At 63.8% G+C, this 17,631-nt stretch carries 11 protein-coding genes; 8 read left to right on the plus strand and 3 right to left on the minus strand.

Annotated features, from left to right (window positions below; translation table 11 throughout):
- Window positions 1-63: 63 nt before the first annotated feature.
- Window positions 64-873 (minus strand): bestrophin-like domain, encoded by an 810-nt coding sequence (locus tag SFY93_RS13845; protein ID WP_320447518.1) that lies wholly within the window; start codon window positions 871-873, stop codon window positions 64-66.
- 133 nt (window positions 874-1,006) lie between these two features.
- Between SFY93_RS13845 and SFY93_RS13850 the strand changes: the two genes are divergently transcribed.
- The 8 genes from SFY93_RS13850 to ligA all read left to right on the plus strand — a co-directional run bounded on the left by SFY93_RS13850 (window position 1,007) and on the right by ligA (window position 13,242).
- Window positions 1,007-2,017: a D-alanine--D-alanine ligase family protein gene (locus tag SFY93_RS13850; protein ID WP_320447519.1), complete on the plus strand. Its 1,011-nt coding sequence runs from the start codon at window positions 1,007-1,009 to the stop codon at window positions 2,015-2,017.
- Window positions 2,018-2,494: 477 nt separating this feature from the next.
- Window positions 2,495-3,499, plus strand: a complete 1,005-nt coding sequence (locus SFY93_RS13855; protein ID WP_320447520.1) for a cell division protein FtsQ/DivIB — start codon at window positions 2,495-2,497, stop codon at window positions 3,497-3,499.
- Window positions 3,496-4,821, plus strand: a complete 1,326-nt coding sequence (ftsA, locus tag SFY93_RS13860; protein ID WP_068734085.1) for a cell division protein FtsA — start codon at window positions 3,496-3,498, stop codon at window positions 4,819-4,821. Before SFY93_RS13855 ends, ftsA begins: the two co-directional genes overlap by 4 nt.
- A 98-nt stretch (window positions 4,822-4,919) precedes the next feature.
- On the plus strand, window positions 4,920-6,689 hold the full coding sequence (gene ftsZ, locus SFY93_RS13865) for a cell division protein FtsZ (RefSeq protein ID WP_068734083.1): 1,770 nt from the start codon (window positions 4,920-4,922) through the stop codon (window positions 6,687-6,689).
- Window positions 6,690-7,035: 346 nt separating this feature from the next.
- The gene (gene lpxC, locus SFY93_RS13870; protein WP_320447521.1) at window positions 7,036-8,016 is read left to right on the plus strand and encodes a UDP-3-O-acyl-N-acetylglucosamine deacetylase; all 981 of its coding nucleotides are present in this window, start codon (window positions 7,036-7,038) and stop codon (window positions 8,014-8,016) included.
- Between the two features lie 288 nt (window positions 8,017-8,304).
- Entirely contained in the window at window positions 8,305-9,201 is an 897-nt protein-coding gene (locus tag SFY93_RS13875) for an outer membrane protein assembly factor BamD (RefSeq protein WP_320447766.1), read from the plus strand.
- A 13-nt stretch (window positions 9,202-9,214) separates the two neighbouring features.
- The gene (gene recN / locus SFY93_RS13880) at window positions 9,215-10,888 is read left to right on the plus strand and encodes a DNA repair protein RecN (protein WP_320447522.1); all 1,674 of its coding nucleotides are present in this window, start codon (window positions 9,215-9,217) and stop codon (window positions 10,886-10,888) included.
- 203 nt (window positions 10,889-11,091) lie between these two features.
- The gene (gene ligA, locus SFY93_RS13885; RefSeq protein WP_320447523.1) at window positions 11,092-13,242 is read left to right on the plus strand and encodes an NAD-dependent DNA ligase LigA; all 2,151 of its coding nucleotides are present in this window, start codon (window positions 11,092-11,094) and stop codon (window positions 13,240-13,242) included.
- A 1,065-nt stretch (window positions 13,243-14,307) separates the two neighbouring features.
- Here the strand turns inward: ligA and SFY93_RS13890 are convergent.
- Together SFY93_RS13890 and SFY93_RS13895 are read right to left on the minus strand one after the other, a co-directional pair.
- Window positions 14,308-15,531 carry a multidrug effflux MFS transporter gene (locus SFY93_RS13890; RefSeq protein ID WP_320447767.1) on the minus strand — a complete coding sequence of 408 codons (1,224 nt, stop codon included), beginning with the start codon at window positions 15,529-15,531 and terminating at the stop codon, window positions 14,308-14,310.
- Window positions 15,532-15,609: 78 nt separating this feature from the next.
- Complete coding sequence (locus SFY93_RS13895) at window positions 15,610-17,448, minus strand: aminopeptidase P family protein (RefSeq protein ID WP_320447524.1); 1,839 nt, start codon at window positions 17,446-17,448, stop codon at window positions 15,610-15,612.
- Window positions 17,449-17,631 lie beyond the last annotated feature (183 nt).

The raw sequence follows: 17,631 nt of genomic DNA on the forward strand, positions 1-17,631 counted from the left end.
ATATGTTTGACGCGTTTCCTTAATGCGAACCGGCAGCCACTTCGCTCGGAAACGCTCTAGCTGCTATTTCGGCGGTGGCGGGAGTGCCGACGCCGGTCCGGCCTCGCTGATGCTCAGCAGATTTTCCAGCGGCGCAGGGGCGACGCGGAAGGCGCCGTCGAACGGATGCTCCTGCAACGCGATAATGCCGAGAGCGACGATGGCGCCGCTGGCGAACACCGTGAGCGCCGCGAGCATGGCCCGCGGACGTTCCAGATGCACCAGCGCCAGCGCCAGTTGTGTGATCAGCCCGAGCAGCAGGACCGACGTCCATTTCAGATCGTTAGTGTGGTCGGTCGACAGGCTGAGCCGGTCGTTGCGCGCGGTCCCGGCGCGGATCGAGGCGCCCATCAGCGCCCCATGCACGGTGTTGCTGGCGTCGCGCGTGATGGCGGGATCGCTGATTTCGCGCAGCAGGCTGTCATAGGCCACATCGGTGCGCGGCGATTTCAGGCCGAGCAGCATTGCCGGCCATTCCTCCGTCACTTCCGACGTCACATAGGCCTTCAGCGCGGTGCGTATGGTGGACATGTCGGAGACCGATGCCACGCTCAGCGTATGGATATTGCGCAACTCCCCGGCCTCGATCTGAACGGCGCGGACGGCCTGGCGGTTGCGATCGCCGACGTCGCTGGCAAGGAAGCCCGTGAGCAGGCCGAACAGGATAGCCACCGAGGAAAAGAAAGGCGCGACGATGCCGTGGATGGACTTCAGCCGCATCGACAGTAGCCGGCTGGATGTCAGCCCCACGAGGATCAGTGCAACTCCGTAATAGATGGTGCCCAGCGTCGCGAAGATGCCGAAAGTAGAGAGTTCGAGCCAGGCTCTGATCATCAGGTCGCTTCCATGTCACCGCGGGGCGGGCTCGCAAAACCGCCCCCGACAAGGCATTATATGACTCGGCTAGCGTGATGCTATTGCCTTGTCGGCAGCGGTGCGATTCGCGGATGGGTTCGGAGATGACACAATGACGGAGCAGGCGAGACCTCAGCGGATCACCATCATGTTTGGTGGCCTGAACAAGGAGCGTCTGGTGTCGGTGGCCTCCGCACAGGCGCTGCATGGCGCGCTGCCCGATGCGGATCTCTGGTTCTGGGATGCCGATGACCGCGTCTACGAGACGTCGGGCACGGCGCTGCTCGCGCATGCGCGGCCGTTCGAGGACCCGTTCAAGCCTGGTGGCAGCAGCATCGGCGTGCTGACGCAGGCGCTCGACAAGGCCCAAGCCGAGAACCGTGTGCTGGTGCTCGGCATGCATGGCGGCGCTGCGGAGAATGGCGAGCTGCAGGTGATGTGCGAAATGCGCGGCATCCCGTTCACGGGGTCCGGCTCAGCATCATCCAATCTGTCTTTCGACAAGGTCGGCGCCAAGCGTTTCGCGGCCATCGCAGGTGTGCCGATCGCGGCAGGTGTCGCATTGAACGACATGGAAGCCGCGCTCGCCGAATACGGCAAGTTGATCGCCAAGCCCGCGCGGGATGGATCGAGCTACGGCCTGATGTTCGTCAATGCGAAGCAGGATCTCGTCGCCGTGCGCAATGCGGCCAAGACCGAAGACTATGTCATCGAGCCGTTCGTCGCCGGCGTCGAGGCGACCTGCGCCGTGCTCGAGCAGACCGATGGCTCGCTGATCGCATTGCCGCCGATCGAGATCATCCCGGCTGATGGCGGTTTCGACTATGAGGCGAAGTATCTCGCCAAATCGACGCAGGAGATCTGCCCCGGGCGTTTCACGCCGGAGGTTTCCGCGGGGATCATGGATTTCGCGGTGAAGGCGCACCGCGCGATGTCGTGCCGCGGCTATTCGCGGTCGGACTTCATCGTGTCGGCCAAAGGCCCAGTCTATCTGGAGACCAACACGCTTCCGGGCCTGACCAAAGCCTCGCTCTATCCCAAGGCGCTGAATGCCCAGGGGATCAGTTTCGTGGATTTCCTGAATGGGCAGATCGAGCTCGCGGTGAAGCGGGCAGGCGGGTAGGCGGCCTGCCATCTCACTCCGTGATGGCCGGGCTTGTCCCGGCCATCCACGCCTTACTTCGCTGCGAAGACGTAGATGCCCGGCACGAGGCCGGGCATGACGGAGTTTAATCGCTGGCCGCCGCACCACCCGATCCCCGCGTTAATTCTGGCAACCCGGCGATGCCAGCCATGAAGCTGCCGCAGTTCCCTCGGGCGCGTCGGCCACACCTCGGCTAAAGTCTTCCACAGCCGCATCAAATCGCGCTCTGCGCCCATCCCCTTTACACTTTGTTTACCAGGAAGGCCGAAGGTTAACGCTGGCGGCGCGTGTGCGCTTGGCTGCCGAGGCGTGAGCTTTGCGGGGATTCCGTGACGACGCGTATCGATGGAAACCCGGCCTTTTTCAAAGGCTTGAATCCATCCCGGCAGGACCGAGACGTCACTCGCGCCTCAAGTCCCGCGCCAATGCGGACGTAACCTGTGACGAGCTCGTGGTATGGATGGTGGAGGACGCCTCTCTCGGTCGGTGCGACCCTTGAGGCCCCAAGCTGATCTTAAAATGGCTGCCCTTGGGGCAGGCATTCTGCTGCGGGAGCAGCTGAGCCCGCTCGCCCGCTTCTGGGCCCGCTTTCGTGCCGCCAAGCCTGCCGTCCGCGAGCAGAGCTCCAATCGCTTCATCGCGACGCTCGAGCGTTACGCGCCGCGCCGCGTCGGCATTGCGGCCACCGTGCTGATGCTGACGGGCAGCGTTGCGCTTGGCGTGGTCAAGGGCAATCACGTCGACGAAATGGTCGAAGCTTTCAGCGATGCGCGCAATGCTGCCGCCAATGCCGCCGGCTTCCGCATTGCCTCCGTCATTCTCAACGGCCGCAAGCAGCTGACCCAGGACGAGATCCTGGCGATCGGCGGCGTCAATGGTCGCTCCTCGCTGTTCTTCCTCGATGCCGCGGCTGTTCGCGACAAGCTCAAGGCCAATCCGTGGATCGCCGACGCCAATGTGCTGAAGCTGTATCCGAACCGTTTGCAGATCGATGTCACCGAGCGCACGGCCTTTGCGCTGTGGCAGGAGGACGGTCGTCTCTCGGTGATCGCCGATGACGGTGCCGTTCTCGAAAACTACGTGTCGCGCCGCTTCATGTCGCTGCCGCTGGTGGTGGGCAAGGGCGCCGACAGTGGCGCCAGGGATTTCCTGGCACTACTCGATCGCTATCCGCAAGTGCGCTCGGTCACCAAGGCCGCGATCTTCGTCGGCGAGCGCCGCTGGAATCTCCGCCTGAAGGATGGCCTCGACATCCGCCTCCCGGAAATCGACGTCGGCAACGCGCTGGCCATGCTCAGCAAGCTCGACAAGGAAGATCGCCTGTTCTCGCGCGACATAGTCGCCATCGACATGCGGCTGTCGGATCGGCTGACCGTGCGGCTCTCGGAAGACGCCGCGAAGGCGCGCGAAGACCTGTTCAAGGCACAAGACAAGTCCAAGAAGAAGGCTGGCGCGGCATGACCGGTCTCGATCGCAACCAGGCGCCGAAAACGCGTCAGATGGCGGCCAACCGCACTGCGTTGGTGGCGTCGCTGGATGTCGGCACCAGCAAGATCGCGTGCATGATCGCCCGTCTTCGGCCATCCGCGCCGAACGAAGCCCTGCGCGGCCGCAGCCATGCGGTCGAGCTGATCGGCTACAGCCAGATCCAGTCGCGCGGCGTCAAGTCCGGCGCGATCGTCGATATGGGCGAGGCCGAGCAGGCCGTCCGTCAGGCGGTGGCGCTGGCCGAACGTATGGCCAAGGTTCGCGTCGAATCCGTTTTGCTGTCGGTCTCGGCCGGTCGCCTGCAGGGCCAACTGATTGAAGCGTCAGCCGATATCAAGGGCGGCGCCGTCACAGCGTCCGATATCGCACGTGTCACCTCGACCGGCATGCGCCACGCGACGCCGCCGGGCCGCACAGTGCTCCATGCATTGCCGGTCGGCTATTCACTCGATGGCGTGAAGGGCATTCGCGATCCCAAGGGCATGGTCGCCTCGCAGTTCGGCGTCGATATGAATGTCGTCACCGCGGACGCGACAGTCGCACGTAACCTGATGCTGGTCGTCGAGCGCTGCCATCTCAATGTCGAAGCCATGGCTGCGGCGCCCTATGTCGCAGGTCTCTCTGTTCTCACCGATGACGAGACCGATCTCGGCGCTGCGGTCGTCGAGATGGGCGCAGGTACGACAACGATCGCGACCTATTCCGGCGGACGCTTCGTGCACGCGTCGGGATTTGCGGTCGGCGGGCAACACATCACCATGGATCTCGCGCGCGGACTCGGTGCTTGCATCGCGGATGCCGAGCGAATCAAGACGTTATATGGCACGGTGCTGACGGGTGGCTCCGATGCGCGCGAACTCATGAACGTGCCGACGGCTGGTGATAACGATCGCGATTTTCCGCAGGTCGTATCCCGCGCCACGATCGCGAACATCGTGCGTCAGCGTGCCGAGGAGATTTTTGAAATGGTCAGGGACCGGTTGGCGGATTCGCCCTTCGCTGCAGAACCGCGCGCACGCGTGGTGCTGTCAGGCGGCGCGTCGCAGCTCACGGGCCTTGCCGAACTCGGCAGCCAGATTCTCGGACGGTCCGTTCGCATTGCACGACCACTCGGCTTCGGCCGGCTGCCCAATGAAGCCAAGAGCGCTTCGTTCGCGGTGCCGTCGGGACTCTTGGTCTATCCGCAATTCGCTCATCTTGAACATGTCGAACCGCGGCATACGCGGCAGCTCAAGACAGGGACCAGTGACGGTTATTTCGGAAAGGTCGGACGATGGCTTCGAGAGGGCTTCTGATGAAATTTTTCCGACCAGTGTTTTTTCCATCTCCGACGCCATCGGCCACCGGCCAATGGCATGACCACACAACGCGCGCGTAATCGAGAGGCAACCTCATGACCATCAATCTCAACGTTCCTGATATCAGCGAGCTGAAGCCCCGCATTACCGTGTTCGGTGTCGGTGGCGCTGGCGGCAACGCCGTCAACAACATGATCACCGCCGGTCTGCAGGGCGTCGATTTCGTCGTCGCCAACACCGATGCGCAGGCGCTGACCATGTCGAAGGCCCAGCGCATCGTGCAGATGGGCACGCAGGTCACCCAGGGCCTCGGCGCTGGTTCGCAGCCCGACGTTGGCGCTGCCGCCGCGCAGGAAGTCATCGATGAAATCCGTGATCACCTGACCGGCGCCAATATGGTGTTCGTCACCGCCGGCATGGGCGGCGGCACCGGCACCGGTGCAGCGCCCGTCATCGCCAAGACCGCGCGCGACATGGGCATCCTCACCGTCGGCGTGATCACCAAGCCGTTCCACTTCGAAGGCCAGCGCCGCATGCGCACGGCCGAAGCCGGCATTGCCGAGCTCCACAAGGTGGTCGACACGCTGTTGATCATCCCGAACCAGAACCTGTTCCGGGTCGCCAACGAGAAGACCACCTTCGCCGACGCTTTCGCGATGGCCGACCAGGTTCTCTACTCGGGCGTTGCCTGCATCACCGACCTGATGGTCAAGGAAGGCCTCATCAACCTCGACTTCGCCGACGTGCGCGCAGTCATGAAGGAGATGGGCAAGGCGATGATGGGCACCGGCGAAGCCACCGGTGAGAAGCGCGCGCTGACCGCAGCGGAAGCTGCGATCGCCAACCCGCTGATCGACGATAGCTCGATGAAGGGCGCCCGCGGCCTGCTGATCTCGATCACCGGCGGCAAGGATCTGACCCTGTTCGAAGTCGACGAAGCTGCGACCCGCATTCGCGAAGAAGTCGATGCCGACGCCAACATCATCGTCGGCGCCACCTTCGACGAGAGCCTCGACGGCGTGATCCGCGTGTCGGTCGTCGCCACCGGCATCGAGCAGGCCATGCTGGCCCGCAATTCCTCGGCCCCGGTCACCACCGTGACCTCGGCCGTTGCTGCTCCTGCCGGCAACGGCGCTCCGGATGCCCGCCTGGCCGATCTGACCGCGCGTCTCCGCGCTGACAACCAGCGTCTCGCTGCCGCAGCGGCTGCCAAGTCTGCTGGCGCTCCGGCGCCCGCTGCCGCGCCCCGCGCCCCGGCGACCAGCCATGAGCGTGCCGCGCTCGCCGCCATCGCCGCTGCCGTGGCTCCGGAAGCCGCTGCGCCGCAGCAGTATGGCGACGTGATGGTACGTCCGATTGCGCAGAAGCCCTCGCTGTTCCCGGAAGCGCCGCGCCAGGAAGCTCCTGTCGAAGCGCCGATCCCCGAACAGTTCATTCCGCCATCGGCCGAACGTGCTCCGCTGCGCGCTCCGCGGATGCCGAAATTCGAAGAACTGCCGATGCCGGCCCAGAATGAGATCCGTCAGGCACGTGGCGAATCGGAAGAGGAACCGCAGAAGGCTCGCCTGTCGCTGCTGCAGCGTCTGGCCAATGTCGGTCTCGGCCGCCGCGATGAGGAAACGGAAGCGCCGGTCTCCGGTCGTCCGTCGGCCCCGCCGATGGCTCCGATGCCGCCGCTGCCCGAGCGTAAGCCACAGCGCAGCGTCGCTCAGCAGATGGGCAACGAGCCGCCGGTGTCCGAATACGCCCGCCGTCCGGCGCCGCAGGGTCTTGATTCTCATGGCCGCCCGGCACCTGTTGCGCCGGCGCCACAGGGCGACGATCATCTGGATATCCCGGCCTTCCTGCGCCGCCAGACCAGCTGACCTTTGTTACAATCGTGACGACGACAGAAGCCCCGGCTGGATCAGCCGGGGCTTTCGTTTGCGACGGGCGCCCAAAAGCGGTAGGATTTCTTAACCTATTGATAGTAAGTCATTAATCTTTACCGTCGCGCTCTGCCAAGGCTCGAAACGGCCGTGGAACCGGCAGAAATTTTGGTTAACCCCTGGCCTGATTGCGGCAAAGGTGGGGTAACAATCGGTAAAAAAGCGTGAGTTGGCGCACTTTGTGGCAGGGGTTAATGTGACTGCGACTCGGGGACTCAGGAGGCCGCAAGGTTCGACTGAGAGAGTCCCTCTCATGATGAGAGGCTACTTGGGTGGGTACCTTATGACTTTCAGCCGACAGACCACGCTTGGATCGCAAGCCACCGTTACCGGTGTCGGCGTCCATTCCGGAAAGCCTGTCAGTCTCACGCTTGGACCTGCGCCCGTCGATGCAGGTTATGTTTTTGTACGCACCGGTCTTGAAGGTGCCGATCGCGAAATCCAGGCCGACGCCAAATCCGTTATCGCCACCGAGTTTGCTACCGTGCTCGGCGATCGTGAAGGCCCAATCGTTTCCACCGCCGAACATGTTCTCGCTGCGCTGCGCGGCATGGGCATCGACAACGCCACCATCGAAGTCGATGGGCCGGAAGTGCCGATCATGGACGGCTCCGCAGCCGCCTTCGTCGCCGCCATCGATCAGGCCGGCATCGTGGAGCAGGGCGCGCGTCGCCGCTTCATTCAGGTTCTCAAACCGGTGCAGGTTGCCATCGGTGACTCGTTCGGCGAAATCCGCCCCCATGCTGCGGGCTTCCGCGCCGAAGTCGAAATCAATTTCGCCAATCCGGTGATTGGCCGCCAGAGCTACGTGCTCGATCTCAATCCCCAATCCTTCCGCCGCGATATTGCCCGTGCCCGCACCTTCGGTTGCATGAACGACGTGGCCCGCCTTTGGAGCGCCGGTTTTGCGCTCGGCGCGTCCTTCGAGAATTCCGTCGTGTTCGACGATGACAAGCTGCTCAACACCGAAGGCCTGCGCTACAGCGATGAATGCGCCCGCCACAAGGTACTCGACGCCGTCGGCGACCTCGCGCTGGCCGGTCTACCGATCCTCGGCGCCTACCGCTCGGTGCGCGGTGGCCACAAGCTCAACAATGCCGTGCTCTGCGCCCTGATGGCCGATCGTTCGGCCTGGAAGATCGTCGAAGCCGACACAGCACACGTTCAAAATGCTCCGGCCCGCCGCGGCCGCGCCAGCGCCGATGTCACCTCGGGCATGCTTGGCGGCATGATCGCCCCGGCTTTCGGCCCGGACGTTTCCTAAGATCGGGCTTTTCTGGCCTGTTTCACCCGCTGCCGGTATTGTGCGTTGCGCTTTTGCGCGGGCGCGGACCTTTGCGGGCACCGGGACATCCCCGGTAACCATAACTCCCTGTATCTCCACATCCTTCGCCTTAATCCGGGCGAAATGGCTCCGTATCCGGTTGGTTAACGGATGTCATTCGGGTAGATAGAGCACGCGGTCAAGCGAAGCTGCGGGCGCGTATCCGGTTGGTCCGTGATTGTGCGCGTACCGCGCAGACACCGCATGAAGGCGTCAGGTCTCAGATATATGTCGGCACAGCGCATTACGCTCGAATCCAGCGATTCCCTGTTCACCCGTTTCGGCCGCCAGGCGCGATTGGCCGCGGGCCTCGTCGTGCTCGCCGTGCCGCTGAGCGGCTGCGGCACCGGCGCGATCTGGGACAAGTTCGGCACCAAGGACGACACCTTCGTCGAGGAGCCCGCCGACAAGCTCTACAATGAGGGCTTGTACCTCATGAACCAGAACAAGGATCCGAAGGCCGCCGCGAAGAAATTCGAGGAAGTCGATCGTCAGCATCCGTATTCGGAGTGGGCGCGCAAGTCGCTGCTGATGTCGGCCTATGCGGCCTACGAATCCGCCGACTACGACACCTGCATCGGCTCGGCCACGCGCTACGTCACGCTGCATCCCGGCAGCCCGGATGCGGCCTATGCGCAGTATCTGATCGCCGCATCGCACTACGACCAGATCCCGGACATCTCGCGCGACCAGGGCCGCACCGAAAAGGCGATGGCTGCGCTCGAGGAAGTGGTCCGCAAATATCCGACCTCGGAATATGCGACCTCGGCCAAGAAGAAGCTGGAAGGCGCACGCGACCAGATTGCCGGCAAGGAAATGGAAATCGGCCGCTACAATCTCGACAAGCGCAATTACACCGGCGCCATCAATCGCTTCAAGACGGTGGTGACGCAGTATCAGACCACGCGTCACGTCGAGGAGGCGCTGATGCGCCTGACCGAGGCCTATATGGCGATCGGCGTGGTCGGCGAGGCGCAGACCGCCGCGGCCGTGCTTGGCCACAACTTTCCTGACAGCAAGTGGTACAAAGACGCCTACAATCTTGTAAAGTCCGGCGGTCTCGAGCCGAGCGAGAACAAGGGGTCTTACCTGAGCAAGGCCTTCAAGAGATTTGGCCTCGGTTAGGAACTGACCTCCCATGCTGGCCCGTCTGTCGATCCGTGACATTGTCCTGATCGAGCGGCTCGATATCGAGTTTTCCCGCGGTCTTGCAGTGCTGACCGGTGAAACCGGCGCCGGCAAATCCATTCTTCTCGATGCGTTTGCGCTGGCCCTCGGCGGCCGCGGCGATGCCGGCCTCGTGCGCCACGGCGTCGAACAGGGCCAGGTCACGGCCGTGTTCGATCTTGCCAAAGGCCACCCGGCACTGGCGATTCTCAAAGACAACGGTTTCGACGACGATTCCGGCGAGATGATTCTGCGCCGCGTGCAGCTGGCTGACGGCCGCACCCGTGCCTTCATCAACGATCAGGCGATCTCGGTGCAGACCATGAAGGCGGTCGGCGCGGCGCTGGTCGAGATCCACGGCCAGCACGACGAGCGCGCCCTTGTGGACGCCGCCACCCATCGCCGGCTGCTCGACGCCTTCGCCGGGCTGGAGAAGGACGTCACTGCGCTGGAGACGCTCTGGGACGCCCGCAAGTCCGCTTATGCGGCCCTTGAAAGCCATCGCGCCAATATGGAGCGTGCCGCGCGCGATGCCGATTATCTGCGCCACGCCGCCGATGAGCTGAAGAAGCTCAACCCGAAGGACGGCGAGGAGAGCAAGCTTGCGGAGCGCCGCACCGGCATGATGCAGGGCGAGAAGATCGCGGCCGACCTGCGCGAGGCGCAGGAGGCCGTGTCCGGCCATCATTCGCCGATCTCGTCGCTGGCCGCCGCCGTGCGCCGGCTGGAGCGCCGCGCCGGTTCATCGCCGTCGCTGGTCGAGCCCGCGGTGAAGGCGATCGACGTCGCCATCAACGCGCTGGAAGAAGCCGACCAGCATCTTGCCGCCGCGCTCATCGCCGCCGATTTCGATCCTGCGGAACTCGAGCGCATCGAGGAACGGCTGTTCGCGCTGCGCGGCGCCGCGCGGAAATATTCGACACCGGTCGACGGGCTCGCCGCGCTGGCCGCAAAATATTTTGCTGATGTCGCCACCATCGATGCCGGCGCCGGCCAGCTCAAGGGTCTGGAGACCGCGGCCTCTGACGCCGACAAGAAGTATAGCGCTGCGGCGACCAAGCTTTCGGCCGCGCGCATCAAGTCCGCCGAGAAGCTCAACAAGGCCGTGATCGCCGAGCTCGGCCCGCTCAAGCTCGAACGTGCGAAATTCATCACCCAGGTCGACAGCGATGCGGCGACGCCGGGCCCGCACGGCATCGACCGTGTCGAATTCTGGGTTCAGACCAATCCCGGCACCCGCCCCGGCCCGATGATGAAGGTCGCCTCCGGCGGCGAACTCTCGCGCTTCCTGCTGGCGCTCAAAGTTGTGCTCTCCGACAAGGGCTCCGCGCCGACTTTGGTGTTCGACGAAATCGACACCGGTGTCGGCGGCGCGGTGGCCGACGCCATCGGCGCCCGCCTGGCGCGACTCGCCGGCAAGGTCCAGGTGATGGCCGTCACCCACGCCCCGCAGGTGGCGGCGAGGGCCGACCAGCATCTGCTGATCTCCAAGGACGCCCTCGATAAGGGCAAACGCGTGGCGACGCGCGTCAACACGCTGGCGGAGGATCACCGCCGCGAGGAAATCGCGCGTATGCTGGCGGGCGCGGAGATCACCGCCGAAGCGCGGGCCGCGGCGGAGCGGCTGCTCAAGGGCGCGGCGTAAAAACGCGCGCAGTTGGGCCTCACACTGTCATTCCGGGGCGCTCGCCTCTTGGCGAGCGAACCCGGAACCGCGACGTGCACCTTGTTTCACCATTGTACTCCGTCATGCCCGGCCTTGTGCCGGGCATCCACGTCTTTACAACAGCGCTTCAAGGCGTGGATGGCCGGGACAAGCCCGGCCATGACGAACATCGGTGACCGCGTATGGCAAAACCCGCAAAAACTACCCCTGACATCTCCACGTTCACGAAGCCCAAAGCGAAGATCGAGCTGATGCGGCTGTCGCTGGAGATGGAGGCGCACAACAAGCGCTACTATCAGGACGACGCGCCGACGGTGTCGGATGCGGACTACGACGCGCTGCGTCGCCGGGTCGAGGCGATCGAAGCCAAATTCCCCGATCTCGTCACCGGCGCGTCACCGACACAGACGGTCGGCGCAGCGCCCGCGCGCGGCTTTGCCAAGGTGCAGCATGTGGTGCCGATGCTGTCGCTGGGCAATGCGTTCAGCGATGAGGAAGTGACCGAGTTCGTGGAGCGCATCCAGCGCTTCCTCAAGCTCGATGAAATCCCCGCCATTGTCGCCGAGCCGAAGATCGACGGTCTGTCGCTGTCGCTGCGCTACGAGAATGGTGAGTTGATCCGCGCCGCCACGCGGGGCGACGGTTTCACCGGCGAGGACGTCACCGCCAATGTCCGCACCATCAAGGACATTCCAACGACGCTGAAAGGCAAGCACATCCCTGCCGCCTGCGAGCTGCGCGGCGAGGTCTATATGCTGAAGAGCGACTTCCTCGCACTCAACAAGAAGCAGGAAGAGGCTGGCGACACGGTCTTTGCCAATCCCAGAAATTCTGCGGCCGGCTCGCTGCGCCAGAAGGACGTGGCGATCACGGCGTCACGTCCGCTGAAATTCTTCGCCTATGCCTGGGGAGAGATGTCGGACTATCCGATGGATCAGCCGACCCAGCATGCGATGATCGACTGGCTTCACAAGGTCGGCTTCACCGTCAATCCCGAGATCACCTCGTGCAAGAGCGTCGACGAGGCGCTCGCCTTCTATCGCCGCATCGGCGAGATCAGGGCCAAGCTCGGCTACGACATCGACGGTGTCGTCTACAAGGTCGACCGCATCGACTGGCAGGCGCGATTGGGTTTTGCCGGCCGCGCGCCGCGCTGGGCGATCGCGCATAAATTCGCGGCTGAGCAGGCGACCACGGTGCTGGAAAAGATCGACATCCAGGTCGGCCGCACCGGCGCGCTGACGCCGGTGGCGCGGCTGACGCCGATCACCGTCGGCGGCGTCGTGGTGTCGAATGCGACGCTGCACAATGCCGATTACATCAAAGGCATCGGCAATGACGGCCAGCCGCTGCGCGACGGCGTCGATATCCGCGAAGGCGACACCGTCATCGTGCAACGCGCCGGCGACGTCATCCCGCAGGTCGTCAATGTCGTCCTCGACAAGCGCCCGAAGAGCGCAAAGCCGTATGAATTTCCCACCAAGTGTCCGGTCTGCGGCAGCCATGCGATCCGCGAGAATGACGAAGTCGTCACACGCTGCACCGGCGCGCTGGTATGTCCGGCGCAGGCGGTCGAGAAGCTCAAGCATTTCGTCTCGCGCCTCGCCTTCGACATCGACGGGCTCGGCGACAAGCAGATCCAGGAATTCTACGACGAGGGCATCATCATGCATCCCGTCGATATCTTCACGCTGGCCAAACGCGACGAACGCAACACCAAGAAATTGCGCGACCGCGAAGGTTATGGCGAGACCTCGGTGCGCAACCTGTTCGCCGCCATCGATGACCGCCGCAAGATCGAGCTCAATCGCCTGATCTTTGCGCTCGGCATCCGCCATATCGGCGAAGGCAATGCCAAGCTGCTCGCGCGCCACTATGGATCATTCACCGCGTTCCGCGATGCGATGCTCGCGGCTGCTGCGGGGCAGGGTGCGGAAGGCAATACGTCGGAAGCCTATGCCGATCTCAACGCCATCGACGGCGTCGGTGAAATCGTCGCGGACGCGGTGGTCGAGTTCTTCGCCGAGAAACGTAACGTCAAGGCGCTCGACGAATTGCTCGGCGAGATCGAGGTGCTCGATGTCGCACGGGCGAAGACCGATACGCCGGTCGCGGGCAAGACCGTGGTGTTCACGGGCTCGCTGACCAGGTTCACGCGTGATGAAGCCAAAGCCGGTGCCGAGCGCCTCGGCGCCAAGGTCGCAGGCTCGGTGTCGAAGAAGACGGACTATGTCGTCGCGGGTGAGGACGCCGGTTCGAAGCTCACCAAGGCACGCGATCTCGGCGTGGCGGTGCTCACGGAAGACGAGTGGCTGGCGCTAATCGGGGGGTAAAGACCCGCACGGTCATTCCGGGGCGTGCGCCGCCGGCAAAGCCGGCAGAGCACGAACCTCGATCCACACTCGTCATTCCGGGGCGCATGAAAGCGGCGGAGCCGCTGCAATGCGAACCCGGAATCCCGAAGTGTTTTGCTGAACATGTCGAGATTCCGGGTTCGCCTGCGCGAAGGCGCGCAGCCGCCCCGGAATGACGAGTGGTGGGCGGGCGCAAAGCCCATAAACATTTTTTCCTATCAATCATTGACTCCATCCCCATCAGGTTTATATTCCCTTCCGTCCTGCCCCACCGAGAGGGGCGAGCGCGATCGTCACGTTCGCGGGGCAGGATGCGGTGGACGCCGGAGATGCGGCGTCATGCGGCGTTACGCGGTTTGGGGGTGACGTCTGTCTTCGGGCAGGACGGATCTGCGCCAGCACTGCCACTGGCAAGGAGACGGCCGATCTTCGGATGGACAGACCCCTGGACAGTGTGACGGACGACCAAGTCAAAACGCGTTCGGCCCAGTCGCTTGAGGCTCCCTTCCCATCGCCTTGGGACTTTAATTCGCGATCGGAGCGTTCGTCGAGGCAAAGTGCAAGCAACCGAAAAAACACCGCAGGCGGAACGCCGGGCACTTGCTCGGCGCCTCCGAAAGTCCTGATGCATTATCCTTGCGGAAGACCGCATCGCATCAGGCCCAAGGGTGCAACGGGCACCCGGCGTTCCGCACGCCCTCTCACAAGAGGGTGGGAATGCAGGAGACGACGGCGCCCCCGCGCCGCAAACAATGGGGGCGATGACGCATGCCTGCAGAGCAGTGGCTGTTTGACAGTTGAATCTGAACTAGCGTGACGCGCGAACGCCAAAACCAAACGCCGTCATGCCCGGCGCATGCCGGGTATCCACGCCTTGGCCACAAAAGAAGACGTGGATGGCCGGAACAAGTCCGGCCATGACGAACGAGAGAGTGATACGTAGGATGGGTAGAGCGCAGGCGCGTTTGCGCCGAAGCGAAACCCATCAATTGCAAGCCAGGAAAGCGATGGGTTTCGCGAAGACGCTCTACCCATCCTACGCGATCACAACAATCCCGTTTCTTCGCCTTCGGCCTGTTCGATCAGTTCTTCTGTCACCACGGTCTTACGGCGGGGGACCAGAAAGATCATCGCGGCTGCGCAGCCGCAGGACAGCACCACGAGCGCGATGTTGAGCGGCACCGGTGTTGCGAAATGGCCGCCGAGCCACGCGCCGAATTGCGAACACAGCGAGCCCAATCCCATCTGCAGGAAGCCCATCATGCCGGATGCCGTGCCCGCGGCCTGCGGGCGAATGCTGAGCGCGCCAGCAGCGCCGTTCGACATCACGAAGGCATTGCCGAACATCACGATCATATGGGTGAGGAACAGCCAGGCCGGATTCTGGTTCAGCCCGGTGAGGCCCCAGACCACATTGAGCATGGCGCCGCCGAACTGCAGCGCGAGGCCAAACCAGATCAGTTGTTCGATGGTCCGACGCGGCGCGAAGCGAACGCAACACAGATTGCCGACGAGGTAAGCGAGGCCGGAGGTCGCGAACCAGGCGCCATATTCGGCCGATGTCCGGCCCATCTGCGTGACCACCACATAAGGGCCGCCGCCGGCAAAGGTGAAGATGATCCAGGAGGCGACGACATAACAGAGGAGATAGCCGATGAAGGTCCGGCTGCGCAGCAGGACGCGGGAGTCGGCGATGAGGCCGCCGCCGGCCGCGTCGCTGGTAGCGCGCCGTCTTGTCTCCGGCAGAAAAAAAGCGATGGCCAGTGTCACGACAACAGACGAAGCGGTGACGACATAGAAGATCGCGCGCCAGCCGAAGCCGGTTTCGAGCAGGCCGCCGGCCAGTGGGCTCAGCATCTGCGCGATCATCATCACGGCGATGACGAGGCTGATCATCGCGCCGACGCGCTCGCGCGGATAGAGATCCCTGATGATGGCGCGGCTCATCACCATGCCCGTTGCGCCGCCGAGCGCCTGAAAGAACCGTGCGGCGATCAGCTGCGGCAATGTGAGCGCAAAGCTACTGCCGATGCCGGCGATCACCATCAGGCCGAGACCGGCAAGCAGCACCGGGCGCCGGCCGAATTTATCGGACAATGGCCCCATGATGAGCTGCGAGAAGGCGAGCCCGACCATGTAGAGCGACACCGTCATCTGCGCGATGGAGATATCGGCTTCGAAGGTGCGCGCGAGTTCGGGCAGCGCCGGCACCAGCATATAGAGTGAGATCGGCGCGATGCCGGTCATCACCACCAGCAACAGCAGCATCACCCGCGATTTGGAGAGGTCGACGGCGTCGACTTTTGGAAAAGGCCGGTTGTAATTCACGTGGTGGCTGTTCTCTCGCTATTGCGGCTGTGTCAGCGGCTCGGTCGCCGCTTCGAGCCAGACGCGCGTCGCTTCATCGTCGAGCAGCGGCATCACCTCGCGGCGAACGCGGGCGTGATAGTCGTTGATCCATTTCAGTTCGCGCTTGCTGATGCGATGCGCATTGATCAGCCGGCGGTCGATCGGCGCCAGCGTCAGCGTTTCGAATTCATTCATCGGGTGCTCGGCGCCCTCGATATGGGCCTCGACCACCAGTTCGAGATTCTCGATGCGAATGCCGAAAGCGTCGGTCTTGTAGTAGCCGGGCTCATTGGAGAGGATCATGCCGCGCTTGAGCGGCGTGGTGCCAAGCTTGGAGATCCGCGCAGGGCCTTCGTGGACCGAGAGATAGCTGCCGACGCCGTGGCCGGTGCCATGGGCGAAGTCGAGGCCGGCATGCCAGAGGAACTGGCGCGCCAGCGTATCGAGTTGTGCGCCGGTGGTGCCATCGGGAAACGCCGCGCGCGCAATGGCGATATGGCCGCGTAGCACGCGGGTGAAGCGGTCGCGCATCTCGTCAGTCGGCTCGCCAATCGCAATGGTGCGGGTGACGTCGGTGGTGCCGTCCTCATATTGCGCGCCGGAATCGATTAGCAACAGATCGCCGAGCGCAATACGGCGATTGGTCTTGCGGGTGACGCGGTAATGCACGATGGCGCCGTTCGGCCCGGTGCCGGCAATGGTCGGAAACGAGACATCCTTCAGCGCGCCGGTCTGGCGGCGGAATGTCTCCAGCGCCTCGACGGTGTCAATCTCGGTGAGCTTGCCCTTCGGCGCCTCGCGGTCGATCCAGGCGAGAAAGCGCGCCAGCGCCACAGCATCGCGGCGATGCGCGGTCTGTGTGCCCTTGATCTCGACGGGATTCTTCACTGCCTTGAGCAGAGCGATGGGATCATTGCCGCGCACGGGCTTGCCGCCCGCGCCTGTGATCAAGCGGCTCAGTGCATCGGCGGCGGTCGCATTGTCGAGCGCAATGGACGCGCCGGAGGCAGCGAGCTCTGTGAGCGCCGATGTCAGCGCATCCGGCTCCTGCACATCGGCCGAGACTTCCAGATGGTTGCGCGTGCTGTTGGAGAGCTTGCGGTGGTCGATGAAAATCTGCGGCCGGCCGTGTTTCGGTACCAGCGCATAGGACAGCGGCAGCGGCGTATGGGAGACGTCCGCGCCGCGGATGTTGAAGGTCCAGGCCACCGCGTGGGAATCCGAAAGCACCAGCGCATCGACGCGCAGGCGCTCCATCTCGCCGCGGATCTGGGCGAGCTTGTCGGCTTCGGAAACGCCGGCATGGTTGAGCGGGTGAATCGATACCGCGCCGAGCGGCGGCGCCGGGCGCTCGGCCCACACCGAATCGAGCGGATTGCTGTCGACCGCGACGAGTTCGGCGCCGGCCTTGGCGCAGGCGGTAGCTAGCCGCTCTGCTGCCGCAGAAGTGTGCAGCCACGGATCAAATCCGAGGCGATCTTCGGGCTTGAGGTGATCCGTGAGCCAGCTCTCCGGCGGCGGCTCGACCAGCGACTGGATGCTCCACGCATTCACATCAACTTGTTTGGCCGCCTGCAGCGTATAGCGGCCGTCGACGAACACGGCGGCCTCCTGCAGCAGCACGATCGCCATGCCGGCCGATCCGGTGAAGCCGGTAAGCCAGGCGAGCCGCTCGTCGGAGGGCGGCACATATTCGTTCTGCTGCTGATCGGCGCGGGGAATCACGAAGCCTGTCAGTTTCCGGCGCAGCAATTCCTCGCGAAATGCAGCCAGCCGCGCAGTCAGCGCCACGCCGCTTTCGGGCTCTTCAAACGTCTGGAAATGGGCTTCGAACATCGCGCGATCATCCTATGGGTGCGCTGTCAGGCCTGCAATCGAGGGGCAGGGTTGCGCAGATTTGGCACAAGTTATGCTTGAAATTTGGCAGTTGCGTTCAACCGGATGGAACAATGTCCCCCGACTTGTGTTGTCGGGGCGATGCTTGGCCATCCAGAGTGTCTCAACTCAACGAAGAGGGGA

Source organism: Tardiphaga sp. 42S5 (genome assembly GCF_034044155.1).
Taxonomy (GTDB): Bacteria; Pseudomonadota; Alphaproteobacteria; order Rhizobiales; family Xanthobacteraceae; genus Tardiphaga; species Tardiphaga robiniae.